Origin of the sequence: Dactylosporangium salmoneum, from assembly GCF_039532525.1 — a bacterium.
Lineage (GTDB): Bacteria > Actinomycetota > Actinomycetes > Mycobacteriales > Micromonosporaceae > Dactylosporangium > Dactylosporangium salmoneum.
This window is the reverse complement of record NZ_BAAARV010000019.1, coordinates 23,782-40,242: the sequence shown is the minus strand read 5'-3', so window position 1 is coordinate 40,242 and position 16,461 is coordinate 23,782. Positions and strand designations below refer to the sequence as shown.

The window sequence follows — 16,461 nt, the reverse complement described above, 5'->3', positions numbered from 1 at the left end:
CGGACTCACGGATGGGCGCGACGAGCGCGCCACGGATCAAATGCGTGAGCGCTGACACCGCCATCGGCTGCGACGCTTGCGGCGTTGTCGGCGGATCAGGTCCGCGAGTTCGTTGAGGGTGCGGGTGGACAGCGTGATCGTGGCAGGGTAGGACAGCAACGAGGCTCCTGGTCGGGGCATCAAGTCTTGGTCGACAGCTGTCTTACCGTGAGCCTCGCCCTACGTCGAACCCTGCCCGCCACACCATCGCTGACCAGCACCGTTACGATGAAAATGGCTCAATGTAGATGCCAACGACGGTGATGCGGCGCGCCAGTGGTCCTACCTCGAGCTGGAAGTGAACGGCAAGGCGGTCACTCGCCAGCCCTCAGGTTTGCCATCCGGGTGTTCGCTCGGCGCGGTCGTGCGCTGTCTCGCCCCAGGCTCGCAGAATCCGGCCTGTCTCAGCGGTCTACCCGCGGAGCGTGAGGTCGAGCTGCACCACGTCGCGTTGCCAGAGCAGCCGGTCGGCTGCCTCTTCGGCTGCCGGGGCGTACGCATCGGTTGTGGGGATGACTGGGCGTACGGCGATACGCGCGACGATGGGTGGGTTGTCCTCGTCGTCCATGTAAGGAGCGAGGACCCGGGCAACCTCACGAGCGAGGTATCCCAGTCGCCAGTCGCCGAGGATTCGCCACCGCACCTCAATGGCGTTCGGGTCGACCGGGTTGTCGTAGTCCCGGACGAGTTCCACCGAAGTCCCGACGCCGACCCACGTCCGGAGGAGGAATCGTCCATCCGCATAGCGGACGCCGCGCAGCGGCACTCGTAGTACGCCGCGGCCGGAGGTGATGAGGTGAAGGGCGTTGCGAGGGGTGAGCAGGGCCGCGGCCCGGTCGAGGAGCTTCGCCAGGGTCGGGCCTGCGATCTTCCCCGCTTGTGCGGGGCTGAGTTGGGCGATCCATTCCAGGAAGGCCGGGAAACCGCCGGTGGCGTCGGTCGAGTACAGCTCGCCGATGGCCTTGGCAGCGGCTCGGTCGCGGATGCCGATGCTGGCGGCGTAACAGGCGGCGACGGTAGGCACGCCGTACTTCGCCATCGCCGACACCGCGCTGATCGGACCGGTTGCGGGTTGTCCGAGGCGAAGTTCGAGCATCTGCAGGATCGCTGAGAGTACCCAGGCGAGGTCTTGCACGACGATGCGGTCGAGCATGCTAGTGAAGCGCATGGCGTCGCCTGCGGCCATGGGAGCGCCGTGGTGTTGCCGCAATCGGTCCAGCGGCACGCCATCGATCCAGTCGCCGGCCAGAGCCGGCAAGACGGCCGGGTCGATCCCCTTACTCTCACAAGAGCGGCGGATCTCGGAGACCGTGACTGCGTGGTGGAGGAGCATGCTGCGCAGCAGGGGCCAGGCTTCCTCACTAAGCAGGGCAGGGTTGGCGTTGATTGCTTCGGCGAGTTCGGTCGCCGCGGTCAGGGCGTCGTGGCACCCGGCGACGCTGAGCCCTGTGCGCACGAACGCTGCGCGGGTCGCCCGGTCCGGGACCGCGGCGACAAGGGCACGGACCCGGCGGGCAGCCAGCTTCGCCAGCGGCGCGAGAGGGATCTCGCGTGCGCCGAACTGGTGGGCAGCCAGCGTCTCACCGAGCGCGCGGGTCACCGCGTCAAGCAGCAGGGCCTCGTCGGCGGTGTCGACGACCTCTTCCCCGAGCAGTTCGAGCAGTTGGAAGTCCAGAGTCTCCACCCACGCCAAGGCGTCAGTGTCACTGCCGATGGGGTCGGGAAGATCCAGGGCTGCCAACTCGGCGACACTCATCTGTGTACGGCCCAGTCGGGCGACCGCGAGCCGTCGGTACAGCTCGTACAGACGCGAGGTGACCGGTTCGGTGTTCGTCCGGCTGAGGTAGCGGCTGGCCAGCCGCCGGGCTTGGGCCTCAGTGTCGGCGACGAGGATGACGTGGCCTTCGGTTTCCCGGAAGGCACGCCCTGCCCGACCGGCGAGGTTCCAGAACTCCCGCACCGTGATCTGCTGGCCTGGCCCCCGCCACGTGTCCGGGATGATGACCGTCTTGGTGGGCAGATTTACGCCCTGGCTCAGGGTGCTGGTCGCGCACAACACGCGGATGGTGCCGGCCCTGTAGGCGGCTTCCAGGCGTTGGCGAACTGCTTCCGGCACGTCGGCGTGGTGATAGCCGATACCGGAGAGAACCATGGTGATCAACTCAGAACCGGGCCCGACCTCGCTGGCCATCTCCACCGCCAGCCGGTTGCGCTCGGCGAGGACGTCTGGCTCTAGTTCGCTGGCGGCGTTGGCGCCGAGAAGGATGCCGTCGCGCTCGCACGACTGCTGCAGTGCCCGGGCCGCGGCCACGGCTTTGGGCTTGGTGGGCGAGGCGATCAGTACCGGGCCCAGCCGGTCGAAGTGCACGGCTAGGGCCGCCGCGATGTCCTTCTTTTCCCTGGGGAACGGCAGCGTGCGCGGCACCCGGCGGGTCAGCACGTAAGGCAAGAAGAATCCAGCCTCGTGGTCGTGGTCAACATAGTCGATCACGCCGTGCTGGCCATCGCGGACCTGCCCGCGCCAGTGGAAGACCCCGACCCGTAGCTGTGACGGACTCCAGTCGATACGCACAGGCTCGGCATTGCCAGCGGGGTCGAGCCAGCCGGCGATGTCGGCGGCGTTGGGCAGCACCGCGGACAGCACGACCATCCGAGCAGTGGCGGCACGGCGGAGGATGCGGGTCAGAAGCAGCTCCAGGCGCAACCCCCGGTCGCCTTCACCGAGTAAGTGCCCTTCGTCGACGAGTACCAGTGCAAGCCGATCGGCCGCACCTGGGTCGTTGCGCAGCAACAGGTCCAGCTTCTCGCTGGTCACGACCAACACGTCGGTAGTGGCGATCAGGCGCAGCTCAAACTGCACATGCTCAGCACCACCAAACAGGCCAGAGACCCGAAGTCCGGCAACCCCGAGCCGGTCGGTGAGGTGCCGTTCTACCTCGCCCGCCAGGGCCCGTGACGGCACGACATACACCGCCAACTTGTCGGGCTGCCCATCCGATGCCGGCTCGGCCAGCGCATGTAGGATCGCCCATTCGGCCACGAAGGTCTTGCCCGCCGAGGTGGGCATGGTGACGGTTAGGTTCGCCGGGTTCGGGGCCAGCAGGCCGGCATCCAATGCCCGGCGCTGCGACGGCCACACCTGCACAACGGGATGCTCAGCCAGCGCCAGACCACGCACGTAACGACGCCAGCGCGGGTTCCAACTGCTCGCGCGGTGGAGCATACGCCACGGCGAGGTGGCCACGATGTCTTCTACCACGTGCGCCAGGCAGTCGACCAACGTCCAAGTGTCCACCACGCAGGCGTCGAGCAGCAGCGCCGAAGCCTGCCGTAGGTCAGCCGCCGCCTGTTGTCCAGCGATTAGGTCGCCACGGCGCCACAGCGTCACCAACCCACGAGCAGCGCGAGCGGTCAGGCCGTACGCCGCCAACGCCGCCGCGTCCGACAGGTCCAGCACTCCGTTTTCGGCCTGTTCTGCGACTCGCTCGCCCACAACTGGCAGCCATTGTTGGCCAAGCGCCCCGAACCGCGCGACCTCAGCCACGTCCCGGGCCAGGATGAATCCGGTCAGCGCGGCGATCGCTGTCGGCGCCACGGACTCCAGCGCAACCACTGTGGCGGGTTCTGAAAGCGGACCGGTCGCCAGTAATCGACGATCGCGCGAACGGTCGGCTCTTCGCCGATGGCCGCCGCGAGCGTCGCGACGCGAATCAGTACCTCACCGAAGCGTCGATCCAGGACTTCGATCTTGTCGATCGCATCGAGCGCGCCGGCGAAGTCGCCGGCTGTGGCACACGCGACCGCGACCTGCCCGAACGCGAAGCCACGGACTTCCTCGTCGGTCGTCACAGCCGCGGCAGCCGACTCGGCAGCCGCGAACAGCCCGTCGAGCTGCTCGCCGCGTCCGCCTGCATGGGCCAGCATGGCCAAGCGGCAGAGCGCGTCGGCGCGTCCGTACGGATGGATCTCCTCCGCGAGCTGCCGTGCCTTGTCGTAGTCGCCGTTCCGTGCGACCTCCTCCGCCAGCAGGATCAGGGCCTCGTCCGCGCCGCCGTCAGTGCGGTGGATCGCGCGGGCCAACGCCTCGGCCCGGTTGCGGTTGCCGAGGACCGCCCACACTGCCGGCAGCTCCTCCGGCATCCGCTCGTTGCGGCGAAGTAGGCGGTCACGGTGCACGGCCAGGCGCAGCAACGCGCGCAGATCCGGGCGATCCGGCCGTCGCAGCAGCGCGGCGCTCGCCGCCAACTCGGTCAGGGCGGCGTTGTCGCCGCCGCTGAGATCCAGCATCCGGTCGTGGCGGCCCCCGTCGGTGGCGTACGTGATCAGCCGATCCGGGTCCGCCGTGTCGATCAGAAGCTGGACGTAGCTGTCGACCAGATAGCCGGGGGTGTCTCCGGGCCAGCCGGCGTTGCGGAAGCGGTCGGCCCATGCGTGGATGCGCTCGCGGTAGGCCAGGAGCCTGGTTCGGCCCATGACCCGGACTGCCTCCTGCTGAAGCTCCTCATGGCCGAGGGCGTAGTACCGTTCGTCCGCCCGCCAGGGACCGGACGAGGCCACGAAGGTCCTGCCCGACACGGCCTTGAGCAGCTTGTCGATGTCAATCGGATCGAGGCCGTTCAGCGTCGCGAGATCCGCTCCGGTGAGGCCGCCGCCAGCGGCGGTCAGGACGCCGAGCAGGTCGCGCTCCTGGCTCGTGCCGTACAGCAGGTGCCGCAGCTCGCGCTCCATCTCGGCGCGGACGACCTGCGCCTCCGGCGAGGGTTCCAGTTGCCGGGCGACCTCCGGCTCCCGCAACGGGTGGTCGTCCGGGACGTCGAACGGCAACTCCGGGTTTGGCCGCCCCGTGACGATTACCTTCAGGTTCTCCGGAGGGTGCCGCGGCAGCAGCGCGGCGATGCTGTGCGAGTCGGGTCCCGGGGTGACACCCCGGTCCTCGTCGAGGCCGTCGACGGCGAGCACCAGGCGGAGATCCCGCCCACGTAGCTCCGTGGCGGCCCGGTGCAGCAACTCGATCAGGTGCACCTCGCGGGTGGCCTGGGTCAGCAGCAGCGGCGGTGGCCCGCCCAGCAGCTCTCCCAGCTGCTGGAGCAGCACGTCGACGAAACCCGCCCGATCGTGCTGTCCCGGGTGCCGGGCGGTGACGAAGAACGAGACCACCGCGACGCCGGCCGGCGGGTGCAGCACGAACCACCGGATGAGCGCCGACTTGCCCGCCCACGGACCGGCCCGCAGCCAGCGGTAGCCGGGACCGTCGTCGAGGCAGAACCGCTCGAGCTCGGCGAGCTCACGTTCCCGCCCGACGAGGACGGCCGGCGCCGCGTCCCGGACGAACTGCAGGTACGCCGATCGGTGGGCCGTGGTCGTCCGCAACGGCGTGCCGGAGAGGTCTCTGCGGAGCACGAACTCGGTGACGTGGGCACCCGAGGGCGCGTAGCGGGCCACCAGTTCCGCGAGCCGCGGGAACAGCAGGTGCGGCGGTGTCACGACGTCGTCGACGACCACGGCCCGGAGCTGCCCGACGGCGACGGTCCGATCCGTCTCGTCCCCGCCCTCGAGCCGCAGCTCCCGGGTGTACAGGGCGAGCAGCAGGCGCCAGGTGAGCTCGCCCGGCTCGACGCCGTCGACGCGGGTGCGGCCAGCGGCCGTCGTCACCAGCGCATCGATGTGGAGCAACCGCCCGCGGACGTCGTCGTTCGTCCGCCCCGGCCGCGCGACCTCGGCGCGGAACGCTGCCTCGTCCCCGACCGCCCGGGCGATTACGGTCAGCTCGCGGAGCTGTTGCACGGCCGGGTTCGGGCTGGCCACGGCCAGGGCGAGGCGCCACCGTCCGGCGCGCACCGCCGCCCAGTGCTCGGCGACGACGCGGACGTAGAACGTCAGCAGTTCGGCCGAGGCGTGGTCGCTCCTGACGAGCGCCGGCGCTCGCCGCACCCCGATCGACACCCGGCGCTCGCCGCCGTCGGGCGTACGACCGGCCACGACCAGGTCGTCAACCGGGCTGATCGCGCTGGCCTGGAAGGTCACGGACTCGAGCGTGGCATCGTCGCCGAGCTCGGGCGCGGGGTTGCCGCTCAGCAGACAGGACAGCAGCGTGGCACCGTAGCGGTGCTCGAGAACCGTGCCGCCGCCTCCGGTCGAGTACGGAGACGCAGCCAGGTGTCCGCCGCCAGCACCGTTCACTGCGACAGGCTACGCCAGCGGAGCGTCAGACGTCCGCCACCGGCTGCAGTGACACCAACGTTCGGTGGGGCCGGCCCCGGGAGGTCCGGCCCGGCGCCGCGCTGGTTCGATTAGACGTCGCTTCCCCTCAACCTGTGGTCGGGTCCGACGTGGATGACGTTGTGCGGGCGGTCCCGTTCCCCTGGACGCGCCACAACCACTACCGCGCGAAAGGCCACCGCCTGCCCGACGGAACGTCAATCAACCTGCGGGACCGCCAGCCACCCGGACAGCAGGTCAGGGCGTTGGGAAATGGTGCGTGTCGGACCTCGGCACGTCGCCAACCCAACAGCGCAGGTCAACGCATGTACGGAACACTCGATGCACTCAAGAAGTCGAACCCCAACGCGGCCCTCCCCCGGCCCTAGACAGCCGGCGAAAGCGTGGCCAGGCAGTTCGTGGAGAAGCGGGCGCGGCTTGCCGTCTCGGTGTTCTACAACGCGGTGGCATACCTTATGTCGAATTTCGGGTGGCCCCGCGCTCCGCATGACGAGCTGACCGCGCGGTTCGACGTGGTCATGCCGGGGATGTTCCGGACGTAGCTGGCTATGCGGGTGCCGGTCGGCGCCGGAGCGCGGCGCGGAGATCGACGCGCCCGCTCAGCGCGTCGACTATGCGCCGCGCGATGCGCGCGGCGGCGTCGTCGACGCGGGCCGCGATGGCCACGACCTGCTCCAGCTCGTCGCTGCGATGGAAATGGTACGGCTCGAGTGGCTTGCGGCTCCATCGGTCCCCCACAGCGGAGGCATGTAGACCACGGTCTCCTCGCCGCCCCCAGCCGGGATGAAGTCCGAGCCGCCCCAGAACTCATGGCCCGCCACCAAAGGCTCCCACGGCTCGAGGGCGACCGCGCCCAAACGGGTCTGGATCTCCGCCAACTCAACGTCGGTCGCTGCAGGCCTGGTCGATGCGCTGTTGTATCAGCCAGGTGTATATCAGCCAGGCGACGTCATGTGGCCTTACTGTTGGACCTTGTGGCGATTGGTGCTGGTGTGCTCAACAGATGGCTGAGGGTGGATGGGCGTTCCACGCCCGGCACTGATGTTGACCTTGAGGTGCTTGTGGACACAGGCGCGGTGGATGACGATGAGCTGCTGGCGTATCTGGGGCACGAGTTGGCACGCAACTATGTGCAGCCGGGTGCGTTAGCCGCGATTTTCGACGACCTCGGCGTCCCGCTGGTGGCGAACTATCTGCGGAAGAACAAGTTCCCCACTGACGTGTCGGTGCGGCACGGGGACTTCGGCGAGGCCCTGACCGGGGCTCTGTTTCGTCGGGTTCGGCGGTGGTGCGTGCCGGTGCTGAAGCTGCGCTACAAGCACCGACCGAACCAGGCGGTGCAGGGCTGTGACGTGCTGGCGTTCCGGCTTCGGGCGGACCCACCGGTGGTGGCGGTGCCGGAGGTGAAGACCCGGTCGGCGAAGGACCTGGGGGTCGGAAGGGAGGCGCACGAGAGTTTGGAGTCGGTGCTGCAGCGCCTCGACGAGAGCATCTCTTTCGTGTTCGAGCGCCTGGTGGAGAATCACAATGCGCTGGCCAAACACGTGGGACGGTTGTTAATGGAGCCTTACGAGGTAGCCCGGCACATCGTGCTGGTGCACGACCGGGACCGCTGGGATGACCGCGTCGTCGAGCGGCTGGTGGCCGTGGCGTCGCAGCCGATCGAGGTGACGGTGATCCGGCTGCCGGAGTTGAAGGATCTCGTGCAGCGGGCATACACAGCCGCAGAGGCCAGTCCCAGACGTGCAGCCGTCGCCGCGCAGCAGGAACCGGTGAGCAATGACTGACTACGACGGCTGGGCATATCGCACGGGCCGGCAGATGCTGCGAGAGCAGGGACCGGCACGGCCCGGGCTTCGCGCGCAGCTTCGGGCCGCGACCCTGTTCAATCAGGTACGCCACCCTCAGGCTCCGCAGCCCGACTTCACCATCGACGACCGCAGCCTACTGCGGGCACTGGCGGTTGCTCGTCGTGGCGAGATGACCCGCAGCCCGCGTGAGCGTCGCCGCAACCCGGGCGATCTTCCCGCGATCGCGGAGGCATACACAGATCTTGCCGCCCGGGCATCGGAGGGTAGCTGGCGGCGCACCGAACTATTGGCGGTGGCCGCGTCGGTGTGGAGCCTGGCCGGATACCAGGCCAACGCGGCGACTCTGGCTCGGGCCTACCTTGATAGCTTTGACCTGCCGATCGACACTGACCCGCTGGAGCAGTCCGTTGCGCTGGCGGTGGCGGCCGGCGACACCTGGCGAGCCGAAGCCACGTCGGCCATGCTTACGTCGGCGACAAGCCGGTGTTCGGCATTCGCGTCTCTCGCGCGCGCCGTTGACCCCGAGTTCGCGGCGGACCACGCCCGCTCGGCGGCGGCCGTCGCTCGGTCGGCGCCGGACGAGGATCGCGTCACGGCGCAACTCCATGTCGTACGCGCATGGATTGCGGCGCGGGACCTCCAGGCGAGCGTCCAGGCGCTGCACGAGATGACCGTCCGCGAGGACCACCATTTCCCTGATCGAACCGCACTCGAGCGTGCCCTTGAGGCAGTCGCGGAACAGGCGTTGGCGAACGGCGAGGTTGAGCTGGCGGCCAGCCTCGCGGCGGTCGCCGCGGAGCGCGGTCTGGCTCGGGCGAACGCCGACATGATTGTGATCCACGCCCTCGTGGACAACGGGGAGCTGTCACGGGCTGAGAGCATCGCGCGTGCGGGAACGGACCCAGCGGCGAAGGCGAACGCCTTGGCGGTCGTGGCATACGGCCGCGCCTGCGCCGGCGACCACGAACGGGCGGCCGAAATCGCCATTGAGATCGAGCAGTCGGTCCGGGCCGCCGTCGGTCTCGATTCGCCGGTCGCGCTCGTCGAACTCGCCCTCGTCCTGCTGAAAACGGGCTCACACGAGCATGTCGGCCGGCTTGTCGCACAGATCCATGGCGGCATCATGTCTGATGCGCATTACGACGATCGCGATCTCGTGACGATGAGACTCGTCGGCGAACTGGTTCGGTGGGAGCGGTTCTCCGAGGCGGAGGCGCTGACGAACGCGCTGGACCCGGGCGGCGACTCGCTAATCACCGAGATGTACACCTACCACCGGCGCAACGCCGGTCGACACGGGCAGGCCACCGCCGAGCCGGCGGACGCGGAGCCGGTCGAGGTTCGTATCGGCGTGTCGGTGCAGGGAAGCAGTGACCTAGAAATCCGCGACTTGTTCGAGGCGGCGGATCCGAGGGAGCGGCCGGACTACACGGCGGCGTTGGCCGAGGTCGGGCGCGGCGAACTCGCGGAGTCGCTGGCCCTCGGTCTCGACGATCTCAACGAGCGGACGTGGGCGTTGGCGCCGATCGTGCGGCCGGCCTGCGAGCGCGGCGACGTCGAGCTCGCCGAACGAGTCGGCCTGGCAATCCCGCAGGACCACGAGCGCGCCAAGGCGCTGGCGACGATCGCCAGGCATCTACCGGGTGACAAGGAGCGGGCGGACCGCGCGGAGGCGGAAGCGCGCGGCGTGCGGTTTGCCGAGGAACGGTCCGAGGCGCTGGCGGCGTTCGCGGCCGCGATGTTCGCCGTCGGCGACATCGACCGGGCGCTGTCGGTCGCCCGCAGCATCGACCTTCCGCCCGAACGGGCCAAGGCTCTCCTGGCGATCGCGGATCAGCTCCCGCCGCCAGCGCGGCGGCGGTTGATCGCGGAGGCGCTGTCCTTCGCCGCCTGGGACGCCGTCCTACCGTGGCTCGTCGCGCATGAGCCGGCCGCGTTGGACGTCCTGGTCGAGGAGCTCGGCGTGACCGGCGACGCCTGATCGTCAGTACTGGCGAGGAGGGGCGGTGAGCCTGAAGCGCTTCCTCGGGTTCGGGCCGGGGGTGGCGGTGATCCGCAGTGGGCGGCCCGGGCTCGCCGGGGTGAGGCGTAGGCTGGCCGGGTCTTCGCCCCTGCTTTCGTGCTGGCGTCGATGGCGGGAATGTACCTCTGGTTCGACACCCTGGCGGCCTCGCCGCAGCCACCCAAGGTGAGCGGAGCGGCCCGCGTCTACTTCGACCGCCCGGACGTCGATGCGATTCTGCGGGTGTTTGTCCGAAGCAGCGGCACAACAACATCGATCGACTACTGGATCGACCTGCAGTCATCGGACGACACGGGCAACTTGCGGTTCTGGTTGGTCCTAACCGGGGCGGCCAGGACCACGGAGCAGTACCCCGCCCGGCCGCCTCGGCCAACTCGGGACGGTTGCTGGGACAGCATGTGGTTAAGCCCGGCTGAGATCGGCCTTACCTGCGCCAAGCGACGCATCGCACCTGGCGCAATCAGCGCGTCTGAGGACGCGCTGGAAGACAGCCAGGTTGTTGCCGGGACGCTCGTGCGCCAGGAGATGCAGCCGGCGCCATACGCGACCATCTCAACGCTGACCGAACAACCGCTGGCGGCAACGACCGGCAAGCAAACATTCTTCGCGCTCCCGGGCTTCGGCACGTCCCCGATCCCTCAGGACGTCAGGTCTCGCTTCCCGATCAAACTAAGATCTGGGCCGAGGTGGTCCTGATCTTCTGTGACTTGAGCTCCCCGGCGTCCGAGACCGCGACCGCGGCCTCGACGGGAGCCGAGCCGATCGATTCCGAGCCGACCGACAACGCCTCGGTCAACCTCACATATAAAGATCTCAATACTGGGCTGTCGGTCCGCGGCGCGCACGCCGAAGGCGTCATCCGACTCTGCGCGTTCGGGCTGGGGTGCACCGGGATGGCGGCCTCCGCCGCCTGGATCGTCAAGGTCGGCGGCGCGTTGCCGACACCGGCGCTCCTGGCGGTGACTACCATTACAACGGCCGGCATCGCCTGCTGCACCTGGCTGATGGCCCGCAAGCCCAAGCCGCAGAAGATGCGGTGGCGGTAGCAAGCCGGGGTACGACCGCGGAGAAGGGGGCTTACCCCCCAAAGCCCCCCGCTGCACAGCCGACCGTTGGATGCTTTCGAACCGCACCAGGAACCTGGTGCGCCTTCGAAAGCATCCAACCTGCCGGGCCTCTCGCAGTCCGCCGAGAGGCCCGGATCGTCTGTTCGAACTGCACCAACATCTTGACGCTGCCAACCGCGCTATGCGCGGCCTCGAAGGCAGTCAGACCGCCAGTCTGAGTGAGCGATCGCCGTTGTTACCGGGCTGGTGCTGGGGCGAGCGAGACGTAGGACGCAATACGCGAGGTCGTGCCACCTTCCACTTGCGGGGTGCCCTTGACGATGAGCGGTTGCAAGGCGGGGATGACGTGTTCGGGGCCATGCCAACCTCACCGGCCGGGAGCGCGACCCGCCCGGCCCGTCCGCTGTCCGCCAGCAACTCCTCCAGCTGCCCCAGCACATCCGACCGTTCCCACAGCTTCACCCCATGATCGTGCGGCGGCTCCTCAGAGCAGCGGCCCGATCGGCCGTTCGGTGAGCCTCGCCCGGATCGACGCCAGCACATCTTCCGACTTGCACATCGCCGCGGACGTCGACTCGACGTACATCCGGGAGCCCTCGTCCCCGGGCAGGGCGGCGGAGAAGCGCGGCACGACCCCGTCGCCGCCATGGTCGAACTGGGTGCCGTCGTCCGTCGGCAGGAATTTGTATACCGTCAGCTGCTCGGACTCGATCCGAACGCTCTGTGGCGTCGGCTGGCCGACGCCGATGATGTTCATGACCGGCCCGCCCCCCAGGAGACGGCGCTCCCGGCCGGCGCCCAGCGCCGCCACCGCGAGTTGCCGGTCGCCGCCGCTGCTGGCGACATCGTGCGGCGTGAGGTCGCGCACTCCGCTGCCGTCCACCACGCATCGGTAGGTCGGCAGCAGGTCGTAGATGCCGGGCAGCCCGGAGAACGCCCGAAGGTGGTCCCGCGTGACCGGCACACCGGCGCCGCCGCCGGTCAGCAGGCGCAGCGCCGCGACGGTGCCCGAGTAGGGCACGCCGATGCCGATGGTCAGGGCTACTTCCGAGTCGTCGCCGAGGGTGGCCGTGAAGGCGCGGGCGATCAGGCCGCCCATGCCGTGCCCGATCAGCACCAGGCGGGCGGAGGTGGATCCCTGTGGGTGGGTCCGCCATCGGTCGAGGTGCAGCTCGGCCGCGTGCGCGAGCTCACGGGCGTTGGCCGCGACGGACAGGCGCCAGTCGTAGGGAAACTCCAGTACGGCGTCGGGGTGCCGGACGACTCGGCGCAGCGTGCGCAGCAGGTGGGTGTAGGGCTCGATGGCGGACAGAACCGGAAGCATCGCGGGCGCGCGAAGCAGCCGGGTGGGCCGGACCCGGCCCGGACGGCCGGCCAGTTCGTCCTCGGTCATCGCCAGCGACCGCAGCACGGACCCGGTGGTCAGCGCTCTGACGTACCAGGCGGGGTCGGCCGCTCCCCAGAGGACCCGGCCCGTCTCGACCTCGACCAGCTCGCTGCCCAGGATGTTGGGAACGGCGATGATCGCGTCGGTCTCGGCCAGGCTCGACTCCGGCCGAGGTGACCGGGGAGCGGCCCGGAAATCGGCGGCCAGCCGGAGCGCCACCGCGCCACCCTCCCGGGCGATCGCGACGATTTCCCGGCGGTCCCACTCGAAGGTGGCAAGCGCCGTCACCGGCGCGAGACGTCGAGCAAAGCCACCCTGACTCGACAGCGTCCGCGACGCTCGGTCGGACCAGGTGAGCATCCCGGACCGGCCGCCCCACAGCAGCACCGGCCGGCGCCCGCCCTCGCGAAGCTCGATGACCGTGTTAATCCATTCGCCACGCTTCTCGGCGACCACCGCGGCGGACCGGGTCGACAGGTCCCAGACGCGGATCGTGCCGTCGTCGCTCGCCGTGGCCACCGACGGTCGTGCCCCGGCTCCGGCGACCGGAGTGATCCCGTTGATCTGGGCTCGATGACCGACCAAGGAGTCGATGGGCGCGAACTGCCGAATGTCCCATAGCCGAACGAGCGCGTCCGTACCGGCCGTGACCAGGGTCGGGGCGGGGCTGTCGGGCACCATCGCCATCGCGAACACCGGGCCTTCGTGACCGGTCAGTGTGCCGACGGTAGGGAAGTCGGGCCGGCTGTCGAGCAGGTGGATGACGCCCGAGCCGGCGGCCAGGGCAACCAGTGGGCGGCTCTCCGGCCGTTGGATCGTCGCCAGCGCCGTCACCATGCCGAACTGCGGCCGGACCAGCCGGGCCACGGTCGTGCCGGTCGCCGGGTCCAGACAGGCGAGCGTCGGCCCGGCGGCGGCCAGCAGCAGCGGCGGCCCGGACTCGGCCGGGATCGACGCGACGTGCACGCGCTCGCCCTCGGCGACGGTGTATTCGGTGATGACGCCGTCGAAGGGCCGCCAGATCCGGACCGTGCCGGCGTCCGTGCCCATGGCCAGGGCGGGCCGGTCCTGGACGGTGAGGGCGAGGAGCGACCAGGCGTCGACGCCGTTGCCCGGGAGGTCCGGCAGTCGATCCGACCGGATGTCCGGCGCTGTGGGTGACGCCGGTGCAACAGCCGGGCGGTCAGGCGCCTCCGCCGCGATGAGGATCGGCAGTTCGACGGCGTGGAAGGGTACGCCACCGGCGCTGATGAGGGTCAGCCCGAGGCCGGACCGGGTGTCCGGCTCGCTGGTCGCGTCGACGGCGGCCAGGAAACGCGCCGTGCCGTAAGTGCCGCCGAAGCGGTGCAGCACGACACTGGCGTCGCCGAGCACGCTGACCTCGATGCCGCGGCGGCCGCTCAGCATGAGCGCGACCGGGTACTCCTCCTCCGGATACGGCCAGCCCGGCTCGTCGAGGCGCAGGTCGACCGTGACGAGATAGCGCCCGCCGGGCCGGGCCTGCGCGGGCCAACTGACGACCGGCGTCACCGCGATGGCGATGCCGGGGACTGTAACGTCGCTCATTCGCCGGCCGCCTTCGGGATCATGCGCAGCAGGGTGTGCGGGTTGCCGAAGTACAGGTACATGAAGCCGTTGAAGAACGCCACGAGCCGAGCCTCCGCCCGGGCGTCGTCCCGCTCGCCGTGCTTTACGTCGGCGGCCAGCCGGGCCCGGTAGGCCCGCAGCGCGGTGGGCACGCTGACGTCGTGCTGCTCGGTGCCCATCAGCAGCTGCTGGACGAACTCGGCCGAGACGAGTTTGCGCACGTCTCCCGTGGTGGCGATGACGCCGCGGGCGCCGCGGCGCAGGAAGATCTCGGCGAAGCTGCGGGTGAGCTCCTCGCCGAGCCGGTCGTCGCCGAGGAGTCGGGCGCTGCCGCATGCGTTCAGCAGCACCAGGGTCCGGGACGCGCGGAGCGTGAGTTGCGATCCTCGCCCGACCCGCAGGCCGGGCGCAGCCGAGACGGCCTCTGGCGGCCCCGGGGTGGTGGACATGGTTGCGATCCTCGCCCGACCCGAAGGCCGGGCGCAGCCCCCCATGTTTTCCCTGTTCAGCTGGGGGTCAGGGTGTTGCGATCCTCGCCCAACCCGAAGGCCGGGCGCAGCACGCCGGTAGATCGACACGCTGAGCGGCACGTCGTGGTTGCGATCCTCGCCCAACCCGAAGGCCTGGCGCAGCCATGTAGCGCATGGCGGCTCAGACCTTCAGCCCGCGGAGTTGCGATCCTCGCCCAACCCGAAGGCCGGGCGCAGCACCCCGCAACCCGCAGGAGGCCGAGCATGACCGTGGTTGCGATCCTCGCCCAACCCGAAGGCCGGGCGCAGCANNNCGGTCCTCAGCGCTGCGCCCGGCCTTCGGGTCGGGCGAGGATCGCAACTGTCTGAGGTTGTCGTACCAGTAGTCGGCGTCGAGCAGGAGCTGCGCCCGGCCTTCGGGTCGGGCGAGGATCGCAACACGGCCCCATCGCCACCGCACTGCTGGAGAGCTGACATGCTGCGCCCGGCCTTCGGGTCGGGCGAGGATCGCAACGTCGAGCCGGCCGCGGCGGCCAGATCGGTGTCGCCGTACGCTGCGCCCGGCCTTCGGGTCGGGCGAGGATCGCAACGACTTCATGCCGACCGTCCAGGCGTAGGCCTCGGCGGCTGCGCCCGGCCTTCGGGTCGGGCGAGGATCGCAACTGGACAGCGGCGCCGACCCCATGATCGTCGGGCAGAAGGCTGCGCCCGGCCTTCGGGTCGGGCGAGGATCGCAACCACGTCACGCAGGGCGAGATGGCCAAGATGGTCTCGCTGCGCCCGGCCTTCGGGTCGGGCGAGGATCGCAACTGGGCGATCGCCGCGCAGCACGAGCGGTCCCCCGAGGCTGCGCCCGGCCTTCGGGTCGGGCGAGGATCGCAACGCTGACCGGGTCGGGCACCCCGTACCACTATCAGTGGATGCTGCGCCCGGCCTTCGGGTCGGGCGAGGATCGCAACCCGAAGTCGTTGACCCGGTAGTGGATGAGGTGCTTGGACGCTGCGCCCGGCCTTCGGGTCGGGCGAGGATCGCAACTACTGCGGTGAGGCCACCTTCCAGCACAACGTCACGTGCTGCGCCCGGCCTTCGGGTCGGGCGAGGATCGCAACGGCGTCCGGACCTGCGGCATCACCGCGGTCCTGCTCGAGCTGCGCCCGGCCTTCGGGTCGGGCGAGGATCGCAACCGGGGTCAGGGTCGACCTGACCCCCGTTGTCGGGGTGGTTGCTGCGCCCGGCCTTCGGGTCGGGCGAGGATCGCAACGCGGTGAGCGAAACAGCGGTCGCTGTTGCCCTGGAGGCTGCGCCCGGCCTTCGGGTCGGGCGAGGATCGCAACACGGTGACGTCCGCGACCTACCAGGTGGAGGGCCGGCTGCGCCCGGCCTTCGGGTCGGGCGAGGATCGCAACGGGGCTGTGACGAGCGTCGTTGTCGCCCCGACGGGCGCTGCGCCCGGCCTTCGGGTCGGGCGAGGATCGCAACGCCACGCACCAGGACCGGCTCGCCGTAGTGGCGGGGCTGCGCCCGGCCTTCGGGTCGGGCGAGGATCGCAACCACTACCTCAATCCGCAGCGTGACACCCTCGTGCGCGCTGCGCCCGGCCTTCGGGTCGGGCGAGGATCGCAACACGGCCCCGCGGCCCGCTGAGAGCCCCGTGGAGCCGCTGCGCGGCGAGGATCGCAACGCGTAGGCGGCGGCCTGGTCGATGATCCAGCGGGTGAGCTGCGGCCGGCCTTCGGGTCGGGCGAGGATCGCAACACGTACCAGGAAGCCGCGAAAGCCCTCAAGATCGGGCTGAGCTGCGCCCAGCCTTCGGGTCGGGCGAGGACCGCACCACGTGGTTAGGCCCGGCCGGGGGCGC

Annotated in this window: 8 protein-coding genes, 1 pseudogene and 2 CRISPR repeat arrays (1 of these 11 only partly in view); of the genes and pseudogenes, 4 read left to right on the top strand and 5 right to left on the bottom strand. The window is 69.9% G+C overall.

Going from position 1 to position 16,461, the window contains the following annotated elements; all coding sequences use genetic code 11:
• Nucleotides 1-57: 57 nt before the first annotated feature.
• From ABD352_RS10630 to ABD352_RS10620, 3 genes and pseudogenes are all read right to left on the bottom strand, one after another.
• Nucleotides 58-159, bottom strand: a pseudogene (locus tag ABD352_RS10630) (IS5/IS1182 family transposase); the annotation flags it as partial.
• A 292-nt stretch (nucleotides 160-451) separates the two neighbouring features.
• A complete protein-coding gene (locus tag ABD352_RS10625) occupies nucleotides 452-3,634 on the bottom strand; it encodes a DEAD/DEAH box helicase (protein ID WP_344612107.1) in 3,183 nt (1,060 codons plus the stop codon).
• Entirely contained in the window at nucleotides 3,607-6,219 is a 2,613-nt protein-coding gene (locus tag ABD352_RS10620; RefSeq protein ID WP_344612106.1) for a hypothetical protein, read from the bottom strand. The genes ABD352_RS10625 and ABD352_RS10620 overlap by 28 nt, the downstream gene beginning before the upstream one ends.
• Before the next feature lie 1,115 nt (nucleotides 6,220-7,334).
• Here ABD352_RS10620 and ABD352_RS10615 point away from each other — a divergent pair.
• The 4 genes from ABD352_RS10615 to ABD352_RS10600 all read left to right on the top strand — a co-directional run bounded on the left by ABD352_RS10615 (nucleotide 7,335) and on the right by ABD352_RS10600 (nucleotide 11,138).
• The gene (locus ABD352_RS10615) at nucleotides 7,335-8,045 is read left to right on the top strand and encodes a Hachiman antiphage defense system protein HamA (protein ID WP_344612105.1); all 711 of its coding nucleotides are present in this window, start codon (nucleotides 7,335-7,337) and stop codon (nucleotides 8,043-8,045) included.
• Nucleotides 8,038-10,050: a hypothetical protein gene (locus tag ABD352_RS10610; protein ID WP_344612104.1), complete on the top strand. Its 2,013-nt coding sequence runs from the start codon at nucleotides 8,038-8,040 to the stop codon at nucleotides 10,048-10,050. Before ABD352_RS10615 ends, ABD352_RS10610 begins: the two co-directional genes overlap by 8 nt.
• A 159-nt stretch (nucleotides 10,051-10,209) precedes the next feature.
• Entirely contained in the window at nucleotides 10,210-10,788 is a 579-nt protein-coding gene (locus ABD352_RS10605) for a hypothetical protein (protein ID WP_344612103.1), read from the top strand.
• Nucleotides 10,779-11,138: a hypothetical protein gene (locus tag ABD352_RS10600; protein ID WP_344612102.1), complete on the top strand. Its 360-nt coding sequence runs from the start codon at nucleotides 10,779-10,781 to the stop codon at nucleotides 11,136-11,138. The genes ABD352_RS10605 and ABD352_RS10600 overlap by 10 nt, the downstream gene beginning before the upstream one ends.
• Before the next feature lie 505 nt (nucleotides 11,139-11,643).
• Here the strand turns inward: ABD352_RS10600 and ABD352_RS10595 are convergent.
• Nucleotides 11,644-14,112: a lipase/acyltransferase domain-containing protein gene (locus tag ABD352_RS10595; protein ID WP_344612101.1), complete on the bottom strand. Its 2,469-nt coding sequence runs from the start codon at nucleotides 14,110-14,112 to the stop codon at nucleotides 11,644-11,646.
• Complete coding sequence (locus ABD352_RS10590; protein WP_425553519.1) at nucleotides 14,109-14,582, bottom strand: CHAT domain-containing protein; 474 nt, start codon at nucleotides 14,580-14,582, stop codon at nucleotides 14,109-14,111. Before ABD352_RS10590 ends, ABD352_RS10595 begins: the two co-directional genes overlap by 4 nt.
• A 346-nt stretch (nucleotides 14,583-14,928) precedes the next feature.
• Nucleotides 14,929-16,227: direct repeats of the CRISPR family, unit length 37 nt; unit sequence GCTGCGCCCGGCCTTCGGGTCGGGCGAGGATCGCAAC.
• 93 nt (nucleotides 16,228-16,320) lie between these two features.
• Nucleotides 16,321-16,461: direct repeats of the CRISPR family, unit length 37 nt; it runs 346 nt beyond the window's last position.